Genomic DNA, 22,867 nt, shown 5'->3' with positions numbered 1-22,867 from the left:
GCCTTTCATTTATATGATTGGGCGTAAAACCCCTATGTCTTTAGCTAGGGAATGTAAGCCCTAACTACCTTGTGTTTAGCAAACGGTGTCGGGTGTTGTTCGTATTTCTCCCACTTCAATTGTCCTCTAGTTATGATAAATTTCCGATAATTTGGAAAAAAATAAAAAATGATTTGACATGTTTCTAGTAGTTTATGATATTATAGTGCTGTGACTTTTGAAATAGAAAAGAAGGGGTGGTTATGATGAGAAAGTTACGTAGTAGTATGTTGTTTGTCGTGTTGTTAGCGTTTACAATGATTGTCACGGCATGTAACGGGGGGAACGAGCAAGGAAGTAGCGGAGGAGAGAAAGAGAAAGTCAAAAGCATTAGCATTTTAACAGGTGGTACAGGTGGTACATATTATCCGCTCGGTGGAGCGATGGCGAGCATCATTCAAGAGGAGACAGGAATTAACGCGAACGCACAATCTTCAGGTGCTTCTGCGGAAAATATGAACACGTTAAAACAAGGAGAAGCGGAGATGGCGTTTGCACAAACGGATATCGCCTCTTACGCATTGAATGGGGAATTAATGTTTGAAGGAAATAAAGTGGAAAACGTACAAGCGATCGGTACGCTTTATCCAGAAACCGTTCAAATCGTAACGACAAAAGACAGCGGCATCGAATCAGTTGAAGATTTAAAAGGAAAAACAGTATCCATCGGTGCGCCAGGTTCTGGAGTTAGCGCAAACGCACAACAAATTTTAGAAATTCACGGCATTTCTTTAAACGACATTAAAGTACAAAACTTATCTTTTGATGAGTCTGTTGATGGCATTCAATCAGGCAGCATCGATGCAGCGTTCGTTACAGCTGGTACGCCAACAGGTGCAGTTGAAGCGTTAGCTGCTCAAAAAGAAGTAAAAATTGTACCGATTTCTGCTGAGAAAGTGAAACAATTGATTGAAAAATATCCGTTCTACGCGGAAGATACAATTCCTGCTGGTACGTATGGAATTGATTCAGACGTTACAACTGTAGCAGTTAAAGCGATGCTTGTCGTTCGCAAAGACTTAGATGAAGAGACAGTATACAATATTACAAAAGCTATTTTTGAAAATACAGATAAAATTACGCATGCGAAAGGAAAGTTAATTAAAGCTGAAACAGCGCTCGATGGCATCGGCAACATTCCGTTGCATCCAGGAGCGGAAAAATACTTTGCTGAAAAAGGCGTAAAATAAAGAAATGTGATGATAGACCGACGTTGCTCGGTCTATCGTTTCGTTTTGTTTAAAGGTGAATGGTGATGTCTTTGCTGAAACGTTTCTTTTTTTTGCCCCTGTTCATCATCCTTGCTTGCTTGTTTTTCTTTCCTTATAAGCAAGTAATTGCGTTTTATTTCGAAGATTCCGATCGTCTCATCGCATTTTTTCCGATCGCTGAATCGCAAACGTTTCAAATCGTTTATACACATTCGATTCATTTCACCGATGTTGTCGAAACATATACGATATTCGAAAAAGAACTCGTACTTACAGAGTTGATGTATGAGAACTTTGCGGTTGGAATGCCAGCGAATGCGGAAGGAAATGAAGTGTTCGAACGAAGAGACGGGAAGTACGTCATTACAAATATGAACCGTCGCTTTCAAACGATTGATCTCCGCATTGGCCAAGTTCGGGCTAATCATCGCCTCATCTACAAAGGAAAAGAAATTGTGCTCGGTGAGAAGATCGGTTATGGCAAGTGGGTGAGAATCGTTCCAACTCGAATCAGTTTATGGCAGCAGTTGAAAGGAGTGAACATCATTGACGAATGAAAAAGTTGACGTATTATCAGCTGAAGAACAACAAAAAATACTAGAAAAATACGATCCCGAATCGAATACGCGCAAATTGACAGGGGTTTTTCAAAAAGTTGTGTTTGTGGGATTGTTAGCTTTTTCATTGTTTCAGTTGTATACGGCTATTTTTGGCGTCTTTACTGCGCAAATTCAACGTTCCGTTCACTTAGGATTTGCGTTAGCCCTCATCTTTCTTTTATTTCCTGCTCGGCGCGGAAAAAGAAAGAGCGGAAAACTTCAAGTAGCATGGTACGACATCGTGCTCGCTTTATTAAGCATTTACGTCGGTTTATATTGGCCGCTTCATATTGATAAGATCGTCATGCGTGTCGGCATGTTATCTGATCAAGATTTTTACACAGGCGTTTTGGCAGTTTTGCTTGTGTTAGAGGCGACGCGTCGCGCGGTTGGTTTGCCGATTACCATTATCGCTATTTTATTTTTATCATACGGTTACTTTGGTGAAATGATGCCGGGCTTTTTGCGTCATAGCGGTTTGAGCTTGCAACGTCTCGTGCAAACGATGTTTTTTACGACGGAAGGAATTTTAGGAACGCCATTAGGTGTATCGTCGACATTTATTTTCCTCTTCTTATTGTTCGGTTCGTTTCTCGTGAAAACAGGTGTTGGGCAATATTTCAACGATTTAGCAGTGGCGATTGCCGGTCGAAGCACAGGAGGTCCGGCAAAAGTAGCCATTTTCTCTAGTGCGCTACAAGGAACGATTAGCGGAAGTTCTGTCGCAAACGTTGTGACGTCAGGATCTTTTACAATTCCGATGATGAAAAAGCTCGGCTATAAAAAAGAGTTTGCCGGAGCGGTCGAGGCTGCAGCATCAACAGGTGGGCAGTTGATGCCGCCAATTATGGGAGCGGCAGCGTTTCTTATGGTCGAGTTTATCGGTGGCGGGCTCACTTATTGGGATATCGCAAAGGCAGCTGCGATTCCAGCCGTCTTATATTTCGCAGGCATTTGGATTATGACGCACTTTGAAGCGAAGCGCATCGGTTTAAGTGGACTGTCAAAAGAAGAAATGCCAAATCGAAAAGAAGTATTTAAGAAAATTTATTTACTTATTCCGATTGTTTCGGTCATCGTCTTGTTGATGGCTGGTGTGACTGTTACGCATGCGGCGTTATATTCCATCGCCATCGCCATCGTCGTTGGATTTATAAACCGCGACTCGAATATGAAACTTGTCGATATCGTTTATGCGCTTGTAGACGGAGCGCGGACAGCGTTAGGGGTCGCTGCCGCTACTGCAGCTGCCGGAATGATTGTCGGCATCGTGACGAAAACAGGATTAGGGTTAAAGCTCGCAAACGGATTGCTTGATATTGCAGGGGGGCATTTATTGCCAACGTTATTTTTAACGATGATTGCGGCGATCGTTTTAGGAATGGGATCGCCAACAACCGCGAACTACGTCATTACGTCAACGATTGCTGCGCCAGCCATTATTTTGCTTGGTGTTCCTGATTTATCGGCTCATTTATTCGTGTTTTATTTTGGGATTATTGCGGATATTACTCCTCCGGTGGCGCTCGCGGCTTTTGCGGCTGCTGGTGTATCAGGTGGGGAACCGATTCGCACCGGAGTTCAATCGGCAAAATTGGCGATTGCGGCGTTCATTATCCCGTACATGTTCGTCTTATCTCCACAGCTGCTTATGATTGATACAACGATAACCGAGTTAGTTTGGGTTGTTTTTACAGCTATCATAGGGATGGTTTCGATCGGTGCAGGGATGGTTGGATATTGGATGCGCAGTTTGCATTGGATTGAGCGAGTCGTTGCTGTTGGCGCCGGTGTGATGCTCATTAACCCGACTGTTTGGTCAGATGTCATCGGTCTTGGCAGTTTTGTAATTTTACTTGTTTTACAATTCGTTTGGAAACGAAAATAACTAGCTTACAACTGAAGAAAACAACAGAAAGTCAGCGTATGATACGCTGGCTTTTTCTATTGATTGGAAGTAACAAGAGTATATACATAAAATTCATTATTTTTAATCAAAAACATAATATATAACATAATAAAAATATTAATTATATATTTCTTTTCATTTGATTTTTATTTCTTATTTAGTATAATTCTAAATGTATAATGATTTTCATTTTAAAGTGAATGGAGGAAAGGAACATGGAAAACAACAATCAAGCAAATGGAGGAAAATGTCCTTTTCATCACGGTGGAGCGACAAGTGTACAATCGAGTGGCACAGTAAATCAAAATTGGTGGCCGAATCAATTAAACTTAAATATTTTAAGACAGCATGATAAAAAGTCGAACCCGATGGGAGAGCAGTTCGACTATGCTACGGAGTTTGAAAAATTAGACTATGAAGCTTTGAAACAAGATTTGCGCGACTTAATGAAAAACTCGCAAGATTGGTGGCCGGCAGATTACGGTCATTACGGCCCTTTGTTTATTCGTATGTCTTGGCATGCGGCAGGGACGTATCGCATTGGCGATGGCCGAGGCGGTGCTAATCGTGGCACGCAACGTTTTGCCCCTTTAAATAGTTGGCCTGACAATGCGAATTTAGATAAAGCGAGACGGCTACTATGGCCGATTAAGAAAAAATACGGGAATAAAATTTCTTGGGCGGACTTGCTCGTTTTAGCTGGTACAGTGGCGATTGAAGATATGGGTGGAAAAACGATTGGCTTTGGAGCTGGGCGCGAAGACGTTTGGCATCCTGAAGAAGATGTTTATTGGGGAAGCGAAAAAGAATGGCTAGGAGATGCACGCCATACGGATGATCGCCAGTTAGAAAATCCGCTTGCTGCTACGCAAATGGGACTTATTTACGTCAATCCTGAAGGGCCAAACGGCAATCCGAATCCGCTCGCAAGCGCACGTGACATTCGTGAAACGTTTGCGCGCATGGGAATGAACGATGAAGAAACGGTCGCTCTCATCGCAGGCGGCCATACGTTCGGTAAAGCGCATGGGGCAGGGGATGCTTCTCATGTCGGTCCCGATCCAGAAGCAGCGCCGATTGAAGCGCAAGGATTAGGATGGCTTAGCACATATCGTTCTGGCAAAGGAAGCGACACGATTACGAGCGGGATAGAGGGGGCGTGGACGCCTACACCAACGACGTGGGATCATAGCTATTTTGATTTATTATTCGGGTACGAATGGGAGTTAACGAAAAGTCCTGCCGGGGCTTATCAATGGAAGCCTGTGCAACCGAAAGAAGAACATCTTGCGCCCGATGCGGAAGATGCAACGAAAAAAGTGCCGACGATGATGACAACGGCCGATTTAGCTTTACGAATGGATCCAGCGTACGAAAAAATTGCTCGCCGTTTCCATCAACATCCTGAACAGTTTGCTGATGCTTTTGCGCGCGCTTGGTTTAAACTAACTCATCGCGACATGGGGCCAAAAACGAGATATTTAGGTCCAGAAGTGCCGGAAGAAGATTTTATTTGGCAAGATCCGATTCCTGCAGGAGATGTGGAATTGACGGAAGAAGAGATTGCACAATTAAAGGAAAACATTTTAAACTCGGGCTTAACTGTGAGCGCGCTTGTTTCGACAGCTTGGGCTTCAGCGAGCACGTTTCGCGTTACCGACTATCGGGGAGGAGCGAACGGAGCGCGCATCCGTCTTGCGCCGCAAAAAGATTGGGAAGTGAACGAACCGGAGAAACTTCAAAACGTATTACGCGTATTCGAACGTATTCAAAGCCAGTTTCATAAACACGTGAGTCTCGCTGATCTGATCGTGCTTGGCGGCAGCGCAGCAGTAGAAAAAGCAGCCCGCGATGCCGGGTTTCATGTCACTGTTCCGTTTGCGCCTGGGCGCGGCGATGCGACGCAAGAACAAACTGATGTAGACAGCTTTGCGGTATTGGAGCCTATTGCTGATGGGTTCCGCAACTATCAAAAGAAACAATATCACGTCAGTCCAGAAGAGTTGCTAGTGGAAAAAGCATTTTTACTCGATTTAACAGCGCCTGAAATGACCGTATTAATTGGCGGGTTGCGCGTTCTCGGGGCGAATTATAGTAACGCGAAACATGGCGTATTTACTGATCGAGTAGGCGTGTTGACGAATGACTTTTTCGTCCATTTGCTTGATATGAACATCGAATGGAAGCGACAAGAAGGTGGCATTTATGAAGGGCGAGACCGAAAAACGGGCGAATTGCTTTACACAGCAACAAGAGTCGACCTTGTCTTTGGGGCAAATTCCATTTTACGTGCTATCGCAGAAGTGTATGCCCAAGATGACAATAAAGAAAAGTTCGTCAACGATTTTATTCAAGCTTGGGTCAAAGTGATGAACGCCGACCGCTTTGACTTAAAACGAAAAAAGCAAAACAAACAACAAACGATGTTTAAACGATCATGATATGTCAGCTGTCGTCGAAACAATCGGCGGCAGCTTTTTCTATGTGCCATATTCGGAAAGATGAAAATAATGAATACATTTTGATAAAATAAAAGATGAATAGAAGGTGGTAACGACTTGTAGAAAAAAGAAGGAGAAAGAAGGATGAGACAAACGTTTCTCGGTTCGTTGTATTTATCGCTCGCGGCTAGCATTTGGGGTGGGATGTATGTCGTGAGTAAATATGTGCTCGATTACGTTCCACCCTTTACGCTCGTATGGCTTCGTTATGCGATCGCTTTTTTTGTATTATGGATGATTTTACGGCTAAAGCGCATCCCGATGCCGAAAGGAAAGGACGATTGGAAGCAGATCATACGTATCGGCATCGTCGGATATGTTGTTTCAATTTCACTCCAGTTCGTCGGGACGAAATGGTCGGATGCGCACACCGCGTCGCTCATTACGTCAGCAACTCCTGCGTTTATCGTCATCTTCGCTCGTTGGCTGTTGAATGAAACGGTGACGCCGCGAAAACTAAGCGCCCTTTTACTAGCAACGATCGGGGTTGTTGTGATCGTTGGCTGGAGCGAGGGAGAGGCGACGTCGTTTTTCGGGAACGTGCTACTCGTCGGAGCTGCGGTGACGTGGGCGCTTTTGTCTGTGCTCGTCAAAATGGCATCTGCGCGCCTTTCCGTATTAGTGATGACGACATACGCGATTTTTGTCGCCCTCATTGGCACAACGCCGATGATGGTATGGGAATGGCTAGAACGGACGTCACAAACGTTTTCGTTTTCGGTCGTGCTCGGGATTTTTTATCTCGGGATCGTGTCGACGGCAGGAGCGTTTTTTCTTTGGAATAAAGGGATGGAAATGATGGATGCGGGCGTCGGTTCACTCTTTTTCTTTTTCCAGCCACTTGTCGGTTCTTTATTCGGTTGGCTTTTTTTACATGAACAATTGCGTCTATCTTTTTGGATTGGCGGGGTGTTCATTATCATTGGGGTCGTCATTGCTGTTTTCGAGAAAAAAGAAAGAAAAAGTCAGCGCCTCACACGCTGACTTTTTTTATGTCACACCATCGTATATACCGTTAGCACGAGGACGGATATTAAAACGACGCCCATGATGTTGACGCCGAGCCAAGAAGCAATGACAGCGCTGAAAAAGCCGAGAATGCCAAACAACCGATCGTCTTGGATAAAAAAATGCCTGGGATAATTAATGCGCCGAGCGTGGCGTATGGAACGTTTCGCAATACACCGCGCCAAAACGGCGGCAATTCGATGCGATGAAATAGCGTCAATGGCAACATGCGCGGAATGTATGTCACAAGCCCCATGCCAACAATGATGAGAAAAATGTTACTGTGCATATTCCGTCTCCTTTCCTTTTTCTACAACCCATTGAATACATATAGCGGAAATGATTGTAGAGATGACGATCGCCCATCCTTTCGGGACGTGAAGCCATAATAAAAGCACGCAGTTGATGGCACCGGCGCAAACGGCGAGCCATAGCGCTTTCCGTTCTGTTTTGACGGCAGGAACTAACAAGCCGATAAACATCGCATAAAGGGCAACGGATAAGCTTACTTGTACATTTTCGGGCAAGTGCGCGCCAACGATATGTCCGATTGCAGAATGGACGACCCAACTGCTGTAGGAAATGAAAATTAGTCCGAACATATACGAAGCAGAAACGGTACCTTGTTTCATCGAGGCGACCGAAAACGTTTCGTCCGTAATGCCGAATGCGTATAGCGCTTTTTTCCATAGCGAATCGTTTTCTGCTTTTTCATTGAGCGACGCCGACATTAAAAAATGCCGAATGTTTAAAATAAACGTCGTTAAAATGATTTCAAACGGACCGGTGCCAAGAGATAGTAAATTGAGCGAAATGTATTGCGCCGCCCCTGCAAATACAATCATGCTCATAAGCGTCGTGTCCATAAGCGACAGCCCTGTTGATTTCGCTAATAAACCGAACGTCAGCGCAACAGGCGCATATCCGATCGCAATAGCTACTCCTGATTTTATCCCATCTCGAAACATATGATCTCCCCCTTCTTATGTATTTTCTTAAAATTTTTTCTATTTCGCAAGGATATACTTTAAATATGAAACTTTTTTCTTATTTTTCCGTATAGTAAGCTATCCGTTATGAAGGGGATGATAACCATGCTGAAAAAATTGCTTGAGATGCTTTTACACAAAAATATGCACAAGCATCGTTACAGCAGCAGTGACCGTTATACGTACCGTCCGCATCGCCATCCGTCGCAATACGGCTACAAACATTATAAAAAGAAGCATCGTAGCCATAGCGTATTTTCTAGCTTTTTTGGCAGTTCATGATTTTTATTGAAAAGCCGTATCGGGAAGGAACGGTCGTAAACGGGCGATACACGATTGAAGCGCGGCTCGGTGAAGGAAGCTACGGGATAACATATGTGGCGCGCGATGAGGAGACGAACCAGCTTGTCGTTGTAAAGCAAATGAAGCGAACGAAAAAAAAGAAGCGGCGCGCATCGTTTGAACGAGAAGCGCTCATGTTACGAAAGCTAAACCATCCGCAAATTCCAAAGCTATATGATATGTTCGATGTGCGCGGCATTCCGCATCTTGTCATGGAATATATTGAAGGGGATACGATCGAAACGCTTATTTTCGAGAAAAAACAAACATTCGGTGAGAAAGAAGCGTTTTTCTTGTTGGCGGATGTGTTGGCGATTGTGCAACACATTCACGCCCACGAAATCGTTCATCGCGATTTGCGCATCCCAAATATCGTTTTTCGCGACGGTGTTGTATATGTCATTGATTTCGGACTTGCCCGTTTTTTCCATGAACAAGATGGCCCGTTTTTGACACTCGAACAGAAACTTCGGCGTCAAGTTGATGTAAAAAGCGACATATATGCCCTCGGTCATTTTTTACGAAAACTGCATTATGAAAGCCCATGACTTTAGTCATTGGGATGAAATAATGTGATATTAAAATTTTTAAAATATTTTTATTAGATACTTGCAATATATCTAATATTTTGTATAATAAATATTAGATAGGAGGTGTTTATCTAATGTCTAATGATAAGTATATTCATAAAAATGGAATTGTTTATTTGAATCAATATCATGTTATATTTTGTCCAAAATATAGACGCAAAGTATTAGTTGGTGATATTGAAAAAGATTTAAGAGAAATCTTTTATGGGGTAGCAAAAGAAAATGATGTAGAAATTAAAGCATTAGAAATCATGCCAGATCATGTTCATATGTTTATTTCGTTTGATCCAAGACAACATATCCATAAAATAATACAGCAATTTAAAGGAAAAAGTAGTCGAATACTAAGAGAAAAATACCCGTCATTAAAAAGTAGACTTCCTTCTCTTTGGACACGAAGTTATTTCTGTTGCACAATTGGTCATATTTCAGAAGAAGCAATTAAGAAATACATTGAAAGCCAAAAAAATGTATGAAGGAGGTGAAAACATATGAAACTTACAGTAAAATTTAAGATTCTCCCAACAAAGGAACAAGAAAAATACCTACAAGAAAATTTAAATGAGTATATTTTAACAGTAAATAGTATCGTTCAGACCATGATTGATACTCAATGTGTGAAATTCACATCAAAAGATATTCAAGCTAATTTACCAAGTGCAGTAAAAAATCAAGCTATACAAGATGCTAAGAGTGTTTATAAGAAATACAAAAAGATAAACAAGTTACCAATTTTAAAGAAGCCAGTATGTATTTGGAACAATCAAAATTATAAAATCGCTGATTGTTTAAGTTTTCCTGTTTTTGTTAATGGAAAAACTAAAAGAATCAAAGTAAAGATATTATTAACTGATTATCAAAAACAGCAATTAAATAATAACTTGGGTACATTAAGAATAACTAAAAAGTCGGGAAAATGGATGGCTCAAGTAGCTGTAAAAGTTGTTGAAAAACAAAACAATGACGAAAATATAATGGGTGTAGATTTAGGTTTAAAAATCCCTGCTGTAGCAGTAACAAGTAATAGCAAAACAAGATTTTTTGGAAATGGTAGACAAAACAAATATATTCGACGAAGATATAAAGTTCTTCGACAACAATTAGGAAAAGCAAAACAGTTAAAGAAAATTAAACAAATTGGCAATAAAGAACAGCGATGGATGAAAAACCAAGATCATAAAATTAGTAGACAAATTGTCAATTTTGCAAAAGAAAATCATGTTTCGGTGATTCGTCTTGAAAAGTTAACGAATATCCGAAACACGGCAAGAACAAGCCGTAAAAACGAGAAGAATTTGCACACATGGTCATTTTATCGCCTCTCTAAATACATTGAGTATAAAGCAAATTTGGAAGGTATAAAAGTTGAATATGTGAATCCTAAATATACAAGTCAAAAATGCCCTAAATGTCAAACGTTAAATAAAGCAAATGATCGAAAATATGTGTGCAAATGTTGTGGGTATAGAACTCATCGAGATCGAGTGGGTGCGTTAAATATAATGAAAGCACCTATGGCAGATGGTGTAGCGTAAAGCGATAGTCCGCCAGCCCTAGGGTCTATATGATCTGCCTAGGGATGGGGTGATGACACACCCCCGAACTTGGGCGTTGTCCGAACCAGAAATGGATGAGGACGCTAACGACCCAAGAATCCCCTGACTTTAGTCATGGGGAGTGTCAATGTTTTTATTGTATTCGTCTTATGAGCCAACAGAGGGCAAAGAGAAAAGTTGGGAAGACGAACTTTCCTTGTCAAAAGAAGCGCGCTATGTGTTGCGGCGCATGTTGCAGTTGGATTTGCCGTATGCATCTGTTGCGCAATTGGCGCGCGATGTTGCTGATGTGATTGGATAGGCGTTGCATGGCGCCTATTTTTTATTTTCGATGTCGCGTTTTGCGCGGATGAATGCGATGAGTTGAATGATTTCGTCTTCCGTCACGGCTTCACCGTCTACTGTCAGTCGAACCGTCGGGCGAGTGAGCTCAATCGACGGTTGTTCCTCGTCTGTTGCCCCGAGGTCTGTTGCCCCGAGTAAGTAGTCTGTCGTTGTGCCAAACAACGTCGCCAGCTCCTTGACAGCTTCGAGCGACGGCTGGCGATAACCGGACTCATAGCCGGCGTATGTGCTTTTTGCGATATTGAGTTGATCGGCAATATATTGCAACGACCATTGCTTTCTCTTTCTTAATTCCGATAATCGTTTCGAAATCATCATGTTTCTCCCCCTTTTTTTGCTGTTCGCGAAATGAATAAAAACACTTGTTATTTTCTTTTTTTCTGAATATAATTGAAATGAAGGTACGCGAATCGCGAACGAATGTATTTATAGTTTACACTACATGACACAAAGAATACAATAGATGACTTAAAATCGCCATATTTGAGGTGACGATAATGAAAAACATTTTGTTGCTTGCGACAGGTGGTACGATTGCTTCCGTGCTGAGCGAAGAAGGGCTTACACCAAAGCTGACGGCACAGGAGCTGACGAGCTACATTACGATTGAAAATCAGCCGTATCATTTAGATAGCCAAATTTTAATGAACATCGACAGCACAAACATGCAGCCGGAGCATTGGCGTGACATTGCGGAGGCGATTTATGAGCAATACGATCGCTATGACGGCTTTGTCGTGACGCACGGAACGGATACGATGGCATATACGGCAGCTGCGTTGTCATATATGCTTCAAAACGTGAATAAGCCGATTGTATTGACCGGCTCTCAGGTGCCGATCGGCTTTCCGAAAACGGATGCGAAAAAAAATATACGCGATGCGCTTCGTTTTGCGTGCGAAGATGTGAGTGGGGTGTTCGTCGTTTTCGATGGGCGCGTTATTTTAGGAACACGGGCAGTTAAAATGCGGACGAAAAGCTATGATGCGTTCGAAAGCATTAACCATCCGTACGTCGCTTACATTCATCACGATCGCATCGATTATCAATACGAACTGCCAAAGCCGAGCGGCAAGTTGCAATTTGATCCGTCGCTTTGCCCGGACGTGTTTTTACTGAAGCTTCATCCGGGCACGAAGCCAGAAATATTTGATTACATTCGCCATTTATATCGCGGCGTCATTATCGAAAGTTTTGGAAGCGGCGGTGTGCCGTTTCAAGGGCGCAATTTGTTGCCGAAAATAAAGGAGCTCATTGATGATGGCATGGCGGTTGTCATTACGACGCAATGTTTAGAAGAAGGAGAAGATTTAACATTATATGAAGTTGGGCGAAAAGTGGCGCAAAATACCGTCATTTTATCAGGCGATATGAACACGGAAGCGATCGTGCCGAAGCTCATGTGGGCGTTAGGGAAAACGACGAATGTGCTTGACGTAAAAAAGATAATGGAAACGCCGATTGCCAATGACATGACAGAAAAAGAAGGGGAAAGTTGGGATGCATAAATGATGCAAACGAAAGCAGTACGAATCGAACGAGATTTGCTTGGTGAAAAAGAAATTCCGTACGATGCTTATTATGGTATTCAAACGATGCGTGCGGCCGAAAATTTTCCGATTACAGGGTATCGTCTTCACCGCGAGCTCATTCAAGCGATGGCGACCGTAAAAAAAGCAGCAGCGCTCGCGAATATGGAAACAGGTCAACTTCCGCGGCGCATCGGTGAAGCGATCGTGAAAGCAGCCGAGGAAGTGATCGACGGGCAATGGCACGATCAATTTATCGTCGACCCGATTCAAGGTGGCGCAGGAACGTCCATCAACATGAACACAAACGAAGTGATCGCGAATCGCGCACTTGAATGGCTGGGGGAGCGAAAAGGGAATTACGATGTCATTAGCCCAAACACGCACGTCAATATGTCGCAATCGACAAACGATGTGTTTCCGACGGCCATTCATATTGCGGTGTTGAAGATGATCGATCAACTGCTTCAAACGATGGAACATATGCATGACGTGTTCGCCGATCAGGCGAAACGGTTTGACCACGTCATTAAAATGGGACGGACGCATTTACAAGATGCTGTTCCGATTCGGCTCGGGCAAGAGTTTGAAGCGTATCGCCGCGTCGTCGCTCGCGACATGAAGCGCATCGCTCAGTCGCGCCAACATTTGTATGAAGTGAATATCGGGGCGACGGCAGTCGGAACGGGCTTAAATGCTGATCCTGCCTATATTGAACGCGTCATTTTTCATCTCGTTCAGTTGACGCGCTTACCGCTCGTGCGTGCAGCACATCTCGTCGATGCGACGCAAAATACAGATGCTTATACGGAAGTATCAGCTGCGTTAAAAGTATGTATGATCAACATGTCGAAAATCGCGAACGATCTTCGTCTTATGGCGTCTGGCCCGCGCGCAGGGTTAGGGGAAATTACGTTGCCTGCCCGCCAGCCGGGGTCGTCCATTATGCCGGGGAAAGTGAATCCGGTCATGGCAGAAGTCGTCAATCAAGTGGCATTTCAAGTCATCGGAAACGATCATACAATTTGTTTAGCGTCAGAAGCTGGTCAGTTAGAATTAAACGTCATGGAGCCTGTGCTCGTCTTTAATTTGCTTCAGTCGCTTCATATGATGGACAACGTATTCCGCGTGTTTACAGACTACTGTTTAGCCGGCATTGAAGCGAATGAAGAACGGTTAAAACAACATGTCGAAAACAGCATCGGCGTCATTACGGCAGTCAATCCGTACATCGGTTATGAAGCGGCGTCGCGCGTGGCGAAAGAAGCGCTACAAACAGGGAAATCGGTGCGTGAATTATGTATCGAGTACGATTTGTTGAACGAAAAGCAATTAAATGATATTTTAGACCCGTATGCGATGACAAGTCCGGGTATCGCAGGTAAACATTGAAGAAAATGATGAAAAGGAAGGTAACGACATGGCAAGCGGAGCAAACATGCACATCACGATTCGGTTACAATTTGCGAAAAACGTCGTCTCTTTTAGCGACATCGCCACGGCGATTGGACAAGCTGGCGGTGATATTGTCGGCATCGACGTCATTTCCTCCAGCAAAACGCATACGGTGCGCGATATTACAGTAAGCGTCCTCGACTCGAAACATGCGGATGTCGTCGTCGATACGTTGCGCAAAACGTCTGGCGTGAAAGTCATTCACGTTTCAGATCGGACGTTTTTAATGCATATCGGCGGGAAAATTGAAGTGAAATCGAAAATTCCGATTAAAACGCGCGATGATTTAGCGCGCGTGTACACGCCGGGGGTGGCGCGCATATGTACAGCGATCGCGGAAGATGCGACGAAAGCTTATTCATTGACGATTAAACGAAATACCGTTGCGGTCATTTCAGACGGCACGGCGGTGCTCGGTCTTGGGGATATTGGGCCGTATGCGGCGATGCCTGTCATGGAAGGAAAAGCGATGTTATTTAAACAGCTCGCCGGCGTTGATGCGTTCCCGATTTGTTTAGATACGAAAGATACGGATGAAACTGTTCAAATCGTAAAAGCGATTGCCCCAGCTTTTGGCGGCATTAATTTAGAAGATATCGCTGCGCCGCGTTGTTTTGAAATTGAGGAGCGGTTAAAACAAGAGTTAGATATTCCTGTATTTCATGATGACCAACACGGTACAGCCGTCGTCTTGCTTGCAGGTTTACTTAATGCGTTAAAAATTGTAGATAAAAAGATTGAGGATATTAAAGTCGTATTAACGGGCATCGGAGCAGCAGGCATCGCTTGCACGAAAATATTGTTGGCGGCCGGTGTGAAAAACATTATCGGTGTCGATCGACAAGGGGCGATTCATCGCGGTGTACAATACGACAATCCGTATTGGAACGAATATGCGCACATGACGAATCCGGAAAATATAAGCGGCACGCTTTCAGATGTCATCGCCGGAGCGGACGTATTTATTGGCGTATCCGCACCAGGCATTTTAACGGTAGAAGATGTGAAAAAAATGGCGAAAGATCCGATCGTTTTTGCGATGGCCAACCCTGTTCCGGAAATTGATCCAGAGCTTGCCGAACCGTACGTTCGCGTCATGGCGACAGGACGATCCGACTATCCAAACCAAATTAATAACGTTCTTTGCTTCCCGGGCATTTTCCGTGGGGCGCTAGATTGCCGCGCTATTGAAATCAATGAAGAAATGAAACTCGCTGCCGCTCAAGCGATCGCCTCGGTCGTCACAGACGAAGAACTAAGCGAAACATACATTATCCCGAGCGTGTTCAACAATAAAGTGGCAGAAAAAGTGCGCGAAGCCGTCATGAAAGCGGCATATCAAACAGGCGTTGCCCGCAAGGACGATATGATGTTCAAGTAAACATGGCGTTATCGCGCCATGTTTTTTGCATTTTTTCACATCACAAAGTCAGCGTGTGAAGCGCTGACTTTTTTTACTATAGGCACTATATTAGTATTTCCTCAACATGTAGCGGAGAGGAATGATAGAGATGAAAATAATGAGCAATGCTGCAGGGGCAGCGAGATGATAAAGTGCTTCAGATGCGTCTACCCAAATTCTTACTGCTAACGTATCAAAACCTGGTGGGCGAAGCATAAGGGTTGCTGGTAGTTCTTTGATTGAACTGACGAAAACGAGGGCACCACCAGCAAGGATTCCCGGCAATATGTTAGGAAGAATAACTGTAAACATGACTTTCCATGGCGGATAGCCGAGACTTCGAGCTGCTTCATCCATTCTAGGCGAAACAAGGCTCAATGAAGCTTCTCCTGCTTGCATCGCTTGAGGGAGAAAACGAACGACGAAAGCAAGAGCTAACATATAGAACGTGTTATATAGCATCGGAATATGATTGTTAAAAATAAAGATGAACCCGAGAGCGACAATGACCCCTGGCAACGCATAACCTGCATAGCTCAATTTATCAATGGCGCTAGATATGACGGAAGGATAGCGCGATTTTAAATAAATGACCGGCAATGCAAGCACCATACAAAGAAGGGAAGCAAATCCAGATACCTTTAAACTATTGAAAGCAAAAATGAAAAAGCGTTCGTTTAAAGCGCCCATCTGAATACCAATGATCGACCAATAAGTTAAAACTGCAATAGGTAAGACGATTGCTAAAGAGAAGATGACAAAAACGAAAAAAATAGCTACTGGCTTCCATTTGCCTAATGACAATATGTCTGGCTCTTTAAAAGAGTTAGACGTTTGATAATACTTATTTTTCCTTCTCGTCCACGATTCCACCCACAAAATAAGAACGGTTAACACGATAAGCACTAAGCTTAAAATAGATGCCGAAGCAGTGTCAAAGCTAGCTCTCTGAAAATAAATAGCGGCTGTAAAAGTAACATAGCGTAACATGGCGATCGCACCAAAATCTGATAACACGTACAAAGAAATCAAAATAGCACCCGCGCCGATAGCAGGGCGAAGGAAAGGTAAGTTGACTTTCCAAAAAATTTGCCATGTACTTAACCCTTGTGAGCGAGCGACTTCTTCAAAGTTTCGATTCATTTTGCGAAGCGATGCGCTAGCAATTAAAAAGACGTATGGGTACGTAAACATCGTTAACACGAAAAAGACGCCCCAAAACGAATATATATTTAAAGGGTACTCCCCAAATGTCCGAACGAGCCAAGGCGTATCTCGCCACACGTCACGCGCCCATCCCGTCGGTCCAAAAACGATAATGTATGTGACTGCTCCCACATAAGGAGGAATGACTAAAGGTAACGCCAATAGCCATTGCCATACTTTTCTTCCGGGTAAGTCTGTCCGAACGACAATCCATGCGAGCGAAACACCAATCGCAAGCGCACAGGCTGTGACAGCGACCGTTAATGATAACGTGTTCCATAATAATTGCGGAATTCGTTCATCGAGTAGACGAGCCCATCGATCTGCCCCTGCAAATAGCGATCGCCAAATGACATAGACGATCGGAATCGACATAATTAAGGCGACGATGAGACCGAATACGAAAAGAATAATCCCCGGGGGATTTCCGTGCCAAATATCCATCCATTTTTTTTGCGATAAACGGCGGAAGGTTAGGGACATACGTTCCCTAACCTGGACATCTTGTTGCTGTGGTACGTGATTATTTTTATTGTTCATCATGTCTTCTCCTCACGCTCTACCGTTATTTCAGTTCGAGATCAAGACCCGCCTTCTCAATTAATGCTTTTGTATCTTCAAAGTATTGACCAAGTTCTTTCAATGGCATGCTTTGAACTTTTAAGTCGCTAATTTTAGTAGCATGTTTATATGGTGGATCCAATTTTGGATTAATTGGCAACTCAAGAGACTCACCAACAAATGCTAATTGATTTTCTTCTTTTAAGAGCCACTCAATGAACGCTTTTGCGTTTGCGGAGTTCGGACCGCCCTTAACAAGCCCAACACCAGCAGCGTTTAAAATGACACCCATTTCACCTTCGCCTTGATCTGGATAGATAAATCCAACGTTATTGTCTGTTGGCTCTTCTAATTGTTGATGGTAGTAGTAGTTGTTTACAAGACCGAATTTAAATTCTCCAGCTCCAACGGCACGACGGATATCTCCGTGACCTTGCATAATGGCCCCTGCATTTTTCTTAATTGCTGTAACCCATTGAGACGTCTTTTCATCGCCCCACTCGTGACGAAGAGCAGATACGTTTGCGATCATGCTGCCGTTTCCACCACGAGTGATCGCAAACTGTCCAGCCCATTTCGGATCCATTAGCTCTTCCATTGTTTTCGGCATTTCTTCTTCAGAAATTAAATCTTTATTGTAAATAAATCCGCGTGCTCGAACAGATAAAGCAATCCACGCATTGTCTTCGGCGCGGAACTGTGCGTCAATCGTTTCAGCTCCTTTTGCATCAAATCCTTCCAATATGCCTTTCATGCGTAAATATTCGAGAGCACCAACGTCGTTTGAAATAAAAATATCTGCTTGGACATTTCCAGCTTCTTCGATTAACTGCAATGGCTCTACTCCATGTAAAGCTAATACTTCTACACCTGTTTCTTCTTTAAACTTATTAAGCAACGGATCAACAAAGTTTTCATTACGAGATGAGTAGACAACGAGTTTTCCAGTAAGTTTTTGTTCATTTTCTGTATCTTGTTCCGGTTGTGAAGTTTGCTCATTTGAACTGCCGCATGCGGCTAAGAACACGAGCAAGAGTGAAGTGATGACAGATAGCATCAGTTTAAATGGCTTTTTCATTATGTATGTCCCCCTTTAACTTGATTAATATGATAATCATTATCAACACAATATGAAGTATACAGACAGTGAGAATCATTGTCAATAGATTTCAAAAAAAAAGCCTCCAGCCATTTTGGTAAGAGGCGAAGGAGACTGTTAATCGACTAGTGCGACGAGTTCAGGGGTAATGTCGAACGATACAACCGACCCAATTTCAACGTCTTGATCGATCGGTGCGTAAATAATGAGTGGATCTTCATCATTTGTTTGAGTTGAAAGGCGAACAAATAATTCTTGATACTCGCCACTGTACGTGATGCGCTCGACGATGCCACAATATTTTCCGTCTTTCGAAAGTCTACAGCCTTCAGGACGAATAGACACTTTCACATTCTCCATACGTCTTTCCAGCCGTCTTGGTAGACAAACTCGACCAATATGCGTATTGACGTGTTTTAAGTCGGGGCAAATTGTTCCATCTAACAAATTTGTTTTCCCGACAAATTGGGCGACAAAGCAGTTTTTCGGACAACGGTACATTTCTTTTGGAGTGGCGACTTGTTGAATAATTCCCTCATTCATAACAACAATTCGATCAGACACAGCAAAAGCATCTTTTTGATCGTGAGTGACGAGAATCGCTGTCGTATTCGTTTGGCGCAAAATGGCTGTTATTTCATGGCGCATTTTCTCGCGCAAACCGGCGTCGAGGCTGCTAAAAGGCTCATCCATAAGCACGACGTTCGGAAACGGAGCTAAAGCTCTGGCGAGAGCTACTCGCTGTTGTTGACCGCCTGAAAGTTCATGAGGATAACGATTGGCGAAATTGCCTAAGCCAACAAGCTCTAATACTTCCTGCGCCCGTTCTTTCCGCTCTTTTGCCGACCATTTATTCAATCCGAACATAATATTTTTTTCAATCGTTAAGTGAGGGAAAAGAGCATAATCTTGAAACACCATGCCGACGCCGCGCTTTTCTGGTGGCAGCGAAAAGTGGTGATTGTAAACGATTTGGTCACCGATGCGGATCATTCCGGCTGTCGGTTGTTCAAACCCAGCAATCATGCGCAAAGTTGTCGTTTTGCCACAGCCGCTCGGTCCGAGTAGCGTAACAATTTCTCCTTTTTCAATTTCAAGATTCATATTATCGACAGCTGGCTTTAATGAACGGTGATATATTTTTGTGACTTGTTGTAGCTGTATGAAGCTCATCGTACCCCTCCAACATGTGCCGATTCCCAAGTGGAAAACATTTTATTGAGAACGCTTTTCATTTTTACTAAACAAAATTGTAGCACACATTTTTCTTTTTGGTCAATTATTTGTCCTGCTTAGTTTGAGTCAAGATTTTTATAGGAAAAAACAATAGCACGTTAGGATCTGGATTTTTTTGTATATACTATTTTACTTTTTCTTTAAAATTTGTTATAATATAAAGTAGAGGACATCTTTCTTTCCGATTATGGTAAAGTAAGATGTTTTTTTCATGGAAATATTGATTTCACAAAGAAATGGAGGGATTTCTCGTGAAGAAATACGCCATTGTGTATTGTGAAAATCAATTTGGTTCCATGGATGGAAAAACAGCGAATGGGCTTGTGCGCGATTCAGGGCTGTATGACATTGTTGCGGTCATTGATTCGACAAAAGCTGGTCAAGATGCTGGAGAGGTACTTGATCAAAAGAAAAATGGCATTCCAATTTGTAAAAATCTTCAAGATGCAATCGCCTCCGCAAAAGAAAAAACGAACTACTTCATCTTAGGAATTGCTCCAGCGAACGCTTTTCTTCAAAAAGAGGAACGTCAAGTGATTATCGAAGCAATGGAAGCAGGCATGCATATTATTAATCCACTTCAAGAGTTTTTGACAGAAGATGAAGAAATGATGGCGCTAGCGAAGCGCTACGGAGTCACGATTCGTGACATTCGCAAACCGCGTCCGAAAAAAGAATGGACGTTATTTACGGGACGTATTTTGCAAGTGAAAACACCGATTGTGGCGGTGCTTGGGACAGACGGCGCGTGCGGAAAGCGGACGACAGCGATGATCGTCGCAAAAGAAATGCAAAAGCGCGGCTATAAGACAGCATTTGTTGCCACAGGGCAAACGGGCTTAATTCAAGGAGCTTCATACGGCTTTGCGATGGATGCGTTTCCACTTCAATACATGATTGGAGAGCTTGAACGAGAAGTTGTGCGCGCATATGAAACGGAGAAGCCGGATATCATCATCGTCGAAGGACAAGGGGCGCTTAGCCATCCGGCTTACGTCAGCTCGGCTGGTATTTTAAAAGGCGCGCGGCCGCAAGCCGTTATTTTACAACATCCACCGAAACGAAAAGTGCTCGGCGATTTTCCGTTTGTCGACATGCCTACGGTCGAAAGCGAAATCGCATTAATTGAACATTTCGGAAAGACGAAAGTTGTAGCGATCACATTAAACCATGAAGGAATGACAGATGACGAACTGAAGCGAACGATTGATGAATATGAACGAACATTCCATATGCCTGTGACTGATGTATTAAAATACGGAGCCGACAAAGTCGTTGATCGTCTCATTGACTATTTCCCATCTCTACAAAAACATGAGGTGGCGGTGTCATGACGGCGAAAGTCGAAATTGACTTACGGAAAATCCGTCATAATGCCGCAACGTTGAAAAAATGGTGTGAGGAAAAAGGAATACAAGTGACAGCTGTCGTGAAAGGGATAAACGGCGATGTTGAAATTGCCCGCGCTCTTGTTGAGAGCGGTATAACGAGTTTAGCTGATACGAAAGTGGAACGAATCGCCAAACTAAAATCGGCGCAAGTTCCAGCGACGTATATGCTCATTCGCACCTCAGCGTTGAGCGAAGTGAGTCAAGTCGTTCAACATGTCGATGTGAGCGTTCAATCGGAAATGGACGTCGTGCGTGCCATTTCGGCAGAAGCAGTCAAACAAAACAAAACGCATGCGATCATTGTGATGGTCGAGATGGGCGATTTGCGCGAAGGCGTCATGCCGAGCGATTTGCCGCTATTTATTGAACAGGCGGTGCAGTTGCCGAATATTGAAATTGTCGGCATTGGGGCGAACTTTGCCTGCTTTGGCGGCATTATTCCGACCGATCAAAAAATGCGTGAACTTTCCTCGCTCGCGAAGCATATTCAAAAACAATATTCGTTGTTTTTGCCGTACGTATCTGGTGGAAACTCTGCGAACTACTATTGGCTGAAACAGACGAAAGACGTCGGGTGTATTAACCATTTGCGATTAGGCGAGGCGATTTTTTTAGGACGGGAGACGATTCGTGGCGCTGCAATTCAAGGTTTATACGAAGATGCGTTTTGTTTCGTCGCAGAAGTGATTGAAGTAAAAACGAAACCGTCTGTCCCATATGGTGTACAAAGCCGCAATGCATTTGGCGAAACGCCGATATTTCAAGAACGAGGCATGATGAAGCGCGCCATTGTCGGCATCGGCCGCCAAGATGTAAACGTCAATGGATTAACGCCGCTTGCGCCCGTTCAAATCATTGGCTCAAGCAGCGATCATATGATTATTGATGCCACACGTACCGACATTCAAGTCGGCGACCATATTCGCTTTGCGGTCGACTACGGCGCGATGATTTCCCTTATGACGTCCCCGCACGTTCAAAAAACGTATGTACAAACAGATGAAAAAAACGGACGTTTCCCAACGAAAACATCAGCGTAAAAAGCTAGCGTGTTCGGCGCTGGCTTTTTATGTTTTCAACATTTCGATTGTTGTTGCATTTCTTTTTTGGTCATGTCGAAAATGTTTGCAAAGTCCGTCACACTTATGCCTTTTTCGCACATTTTTTCAGCTCGTTTCTTTGATTTTCTTTCAATTCTTCTTTTCGACTGCTGTGAATGTTTGAGAGTTCAACTGCACGTCATATGCAGGAAGTTTGCTTATATTGTCGAATAAAAACATCGAAATAACTGTATGCGAGGTGAATGTATGTCGATTGACCACGACCGTTTGTTTAAAGAGTTAATTCAAACGTTTTTTGAGGAATTTATTGTTCTCTTTTTCCCGACGATGCATGAGCATATCGACTTTCGCCACGTATCGTTTTTGTCGGAAGAGCTGTTTACCGATGTAACGGCAGGGGAGAAATACCGTGTCGATTTGCTTGTGGAAACGAAATTGAAAGGGGAGGATAGCTTAATTATTGTTCATATCGAAAACCAAAGCTACGTCCAACCGTCGTTTCCTGAACGCATGTTTATTTACTTTAGCCGCTTGTTTGAAAAATACCGTAAACATATTGTACCGATTGCTGTATTTAGCTACGATCCGATCCGCGACGAACGATCTACATTTACGATCCACTTTCCTTTTGGCAAAGTCCTCGATTTTCATTTTTTCACTGTGGAACTTCGAAAACAAAACTGGCGCAACTACATCCGACAGGACAACCCGGTATGAGTAAAATGTTTGTGGGAGAAAAAAAGACAGGTTCCTGATTTGGTATAATAAGGAACCTGTCAGATATGTAAGCAAAATAGATGAAAAACGGGCTCTCCTCCTGGTAAGGTAGTAAGTGCGA

Annotated in this window: 20 protein-coding genes and 2 pseudogenes; 16 read left to right on the top strand and 6 right to left on the bottom strand. The window is 43.3% G+C overall.

Going from position 1 to position 22,867, the window contains the following annotated elements; all coding sequences use genetic code 11:
• Nucleotides 1-245 precede the first annotated feature (245 nt).
• The 5 genes from K1I44_RS12845 (at nucleotide 246) to K1I44_RS12825 (ending at nucleotide 7,243) form a co-directional block, all read left to right on the top strand.
• Entirely contained in the window at nucleotides 246-1,229 is a 984-nt protein-coding gene (locus K1I44_RS12845; RefSeq protein ID WP_043966690.1) for a TAXI family TRAP transporter solute-binding subunit, read from the top strand.
• 65 nt (nucleotides 1,230-1,294) lie between these two features.
• The gene (locus tag K1I44_RS12840; protein ID WP_043966685.1) at nucleotides 1,295-1,807 is read left to right on the top strand and encodes a DUF1850 domain-containing protein; all 513 of its coding nucleotides are present in this window, start codon (nucleotides 1,295-1,297) and stop codon (nucleotides 1,805-1,807) included.
• Entirely contained in the window at nucleotides 1,797-3,737 is a 1,941-nt protein-coding gene (locus tag K1I44_RS12835) for a TRAP transporter permease (RefSeq protein ID WP_219986363.1), read from the top strand. Before K1I44_RS12840 ends, K1I44_RS12835 begins: the two co-directional genes overlap by 11 nt.
• Before the next feature lie 236 nt (nucleotides 3,738-3,973).
• Nucleotides 3,974-6,199, top strand: coding sequence for a catalase/peroxidase HPI (gene katG / locus K1I44_RS12830; protein WP_219986362.1), 2,226 nt, complete (start codon nucleotides 3,974-3,976; stop codon nucleotides 6,197-6,199).
• A gap of 144 nt (nucleotides 6,200-6,343) precedes the next feature.
• Nucleotides 6,344-7,243 (top strand): DMT family transporter, encoded by a 900-nt coding sequence (locus K1I44_RS12825; RefSeq protein WP_171334675.1) that lies wholly within the window; start codon nucleotides 6,344-6,346, stop codon nucleotides 7,241-7,243.
• A gap of 11 nt (nucleotides 7,244-7,254) precedes the next feature.
• Here K1I44_RS12825 and K1I44_RS12820 read toward each other — a convergent pair.
• Together K1I44_RS12820 and K1I44_RS12815 are read right to left on the bottom strand one after the other, a co-directional pair.
• Nucleotides 7,255-7,556 (bottom strand): annotated as a pseudogene (locus K1I44_RS12820) (AzlD domain-containing protein).
• Nucleotides 7,546-8,235 (bottom strand): AzlC family ABC transporter permease, encoded by a 690-nt coding sequence (locus tag K1I44_RS12815; RefSeq protein WP_003399257.1) that lies wholly within the window; start codon nucleotides 8,233-8,235, stop codon nucleotides 7,546-7,548. The pseudogene K1I44_RS12820 and the gene K1I44_RS12815 overlap by 11 nt, the downstream one beginning before the upstream one ends.
• Before the next feature lie 126 nt (nucleotides 8,236-8,361).
• Here K1I44_RS12815 and K1I44_RS12810 point away from each other — a divergent pair, with 126 nt between their 5' ends.
• The 5 genes from K1I44_RS12810 (at nucleotide 8,362) to K1I44_RS12790 (ending at nucleotide 11,045) form a co-directional block, all read left to right on the top strand.
• Entirely contained in the window at nucleotides 8,362-8,538 is a 177-nt protein-coding gene (locus K1I44_RS12810) for a hypothetical protein (RefSeq protein ID WP_003399256.1), read from the top strand.
• Nucleotides 8,535-9,146: a serine/threonine protein kinase gene (locus tag K1I44_RS12805; RefSeq protein WP_255573421.1), complete on the top strand. Its 612-nt coding sequence runs from the start codon at nucleotides 8,535-8,537 to the stop codon at nucleotides 9,144-9,146. The genes K1I44_RS12810 and K1I44_RS12805 overlap by 4 nt, the downstream gene beginning before the upstream one ends.
• Before the next feature lie 116 nt (nucleotides 9,147-9,262).
• Nucleotides 9,263-9,664 carry an IS200/IS605 family transposase gene (gene tnpA, locus K1I44_RS12800; protein ID WP_091700857.1) on the top strand — a complete coding sequence of 134 codons (402 nt, stop codon included), beginning with the start codon at nucleotides 9,263-9,265 and terminating at the stop codon, nucleotides 9,662-9,664.
• 15 nt (nucleotides 9,665-9,679) lie between these two features.
• The gene (locus tag K1I44_RS12795; protein WP_219986361.1) at nucleotides 9,680-10,723 is read left to right on the top strand and encodes an RNA-guided endonuclease InsQ/TnpB family protein; all 1,044 of its coding nucleotides are present in this window, start codon (nucleotides 9,680-9,682) and stop codon (nucleotides 10,721-10,723) included.
• A 148-nt stretch (nucleotides 10,724-10,871) separates the two neighbouring features.
• The gene (locus tag K1I44_RS12790; RefSeq protein ID WP_370628007.1) at nucleotides 10,872-11,045 is read left to right on the top strand and encodes a hypothetical protein; all 174 of its coding nucleotides are present in this window, start codon (nucleotides 10,872-10,874) and stop codon (nucleotides 11,043-11,045) included.
• 14 nt (nucleotides 11,046-11,059) lie between these two features.
• On the opposite strand, the gene K1I44_RS12785 is transcribed toward K1I44_RS12790, so the two are convergent.
• Nucleotides 11,060-11,404 carry a helix-turn-helix domain-containing protein gene (locus K1I44_RS12785; protein ID WP_219986368.1) on the bottom strand — a complete coding sequence of 115 codons (345 nt, stop codon included), beginning with the start codon at nucleotides 11,402-11,404 and terminating at the stop codon, nucleotides 11,060-11,062.
• Nucleotides 11,405-11,586: 182 nt separating this feature from the next.
• On the opposite strand from K1I44_RS12785, the gene K1I44_RS12780 reads away from it, so the two are divergent.
• From K1I44_RS12780 to K1I44_RS12770, 3 genes are read left to right on the top strand one after another with little or no spacing between them, the layout of a single operon-like run.
• Nucleotides 11,587-12,597 carry an asparaginase gene (locus tag K1I44_RS12780; RefSeq protein ID WP_219986360.1) on the top strand — a complete coding sequence of 337 codons (1,011 nt, stop codon included), beginning with the start codon at nucleotides 11,587-11,589 and terminating at the stop codon, nucleotides 12,595-12,597.
• Nucleotides 12,598-14,010 (top strand): aspartate ammonia-lyase, encoded by a 1,413-nt coding sequence (gene aspA, locus K1I44_RS12775; RefSeq protein WP_003399252.1) that lies wholly within the window; start codon nucleotides 12,598-12,600, stop codon nucleotides 14,008-14,010. It begins immediately after the preceding gene.
• 28 nt (nucleotides 14,011-14,038) lie between these two features.
• Nucleotides 14,039-15,454, top strand: a complete 1,416-nt coding sequence (locus K1I44_RS12770; RefSeq protein WP_219986359.1) for an NAD-dependent malic enzyme — start codon at nucleotides 14,039-14,041, stop codon at nucleotides 15,452-15,454.
• A gap of 90 nt (nucleotides 15,455-15,544) precedes the next feature.
• Here the strand turns inward: K1I44_RS12770 and K1I44_RS12765 are convergent, their stop codons facing one another.
• The 3 genes from K1I44_RS12765 to K1I44_RS12755 all read right to left on the bottom strand — a co-directional run bounded on the left by K1I44_RS12765 (nucleotide 15,545) and on the right by K1I44_RS12755 (nucleotide 19,514).
• Nucleotides 15,545-17,224, bottom strand: coding sequence for an ABC transporter permease (locus K1I44_RS12765; RefSeq protein ID WP_219986358.1), 1,680 nt, complete (start codon nucleotides 17,222-17,224; stop codon nucleotides 15,545-15,547).
• 22 nt (nucleotides 17,225-17,246) lie between these two features.
• Nucleotides 17,247-18,320, bottom strand: coding sequence for an extracellular solute-binding protein (locus K1I44_RS12760; RefSeq protein WP_128999955.1), 1,074 nt, complete (start codon nucleotides 18,318-18,320; stop codon nucleotides 17,247-17,249).
• A 138-nt stretch (nucleotides 18,321-18,458) separates the two neighbouring features.
• Nucleotides 18,459-19,514, bottom strand: a complete 1,056-nt coding sequence (locus tag K1I44_RS12755; protein ID WP_091701077.1) for an ABC transporter ATP-binding protein — start codon at nucleotides 19,512-19,514, stop codon at nucleotides 18,459-18,461.
• Nucleotides 19,515-19,828: 314 nt separating this feature from the next.
• On the opposite strand from K1I44_RS12755, the gene K1I44_RS12750 reads away from it, so the two are divergent.
• From K1I44_RS12750 to K1I44_RS12740, 3 genes and pseudogenes are all read left to right on the top strand, one after another.
• Entirely contained in the window at nucleotides 19,829-20,911 is a 1,083-nt protein-coding gene (locus K1I44_RS12750) for an N-acetyltransferase DgcN family protein (protein ID WP_370628006.1), read from the top strand.
• Nucleotides 20,908-22,008 (top strand): alanine/ornithine racemase family PLP-dependent enzyme, encoded by a 1,101-nt coding sequence (locus K1I44_RS12745; protein ID WP_091701082.1) that lies wholly within the window; start codon nucleotides 20,908-20,910, stop codon nucleotides 22,006-22,008. Before K1I44_RS12750 ends, K1I44_RS12745 begins: the two co-directional genes overlap by 4 nt.
• Before the next feature lie 267 nt (nucleotides 22,009-22,275).
• Nucleotides 22,276-22,743: pseudogene (locus tag K1I44_RS12740) on the top strand (Rpn family recombination-promoting nuclease/putative transposase); the annotation flags it as partial.
• Nucleotides 22,744-22,867 lie beyond the last annotated feature (124 nt).

It is taken from the genome of Anoxybacillus sp. ST4 (assembly GCF_019448545.1).
In the GTDB taxonomy this organism is placed as follows: domain Bacteria; phylum Bacillota; class Bacilli; order Bacillales; family Anoxybacillaceae; genus Anoxybacillus; species Anoxybacillus pushchinoensis.
Note: the sequence above shows the minus strand (reverse complement) of the source record. Positions and strands in the feature narration are given on the sequence as shown.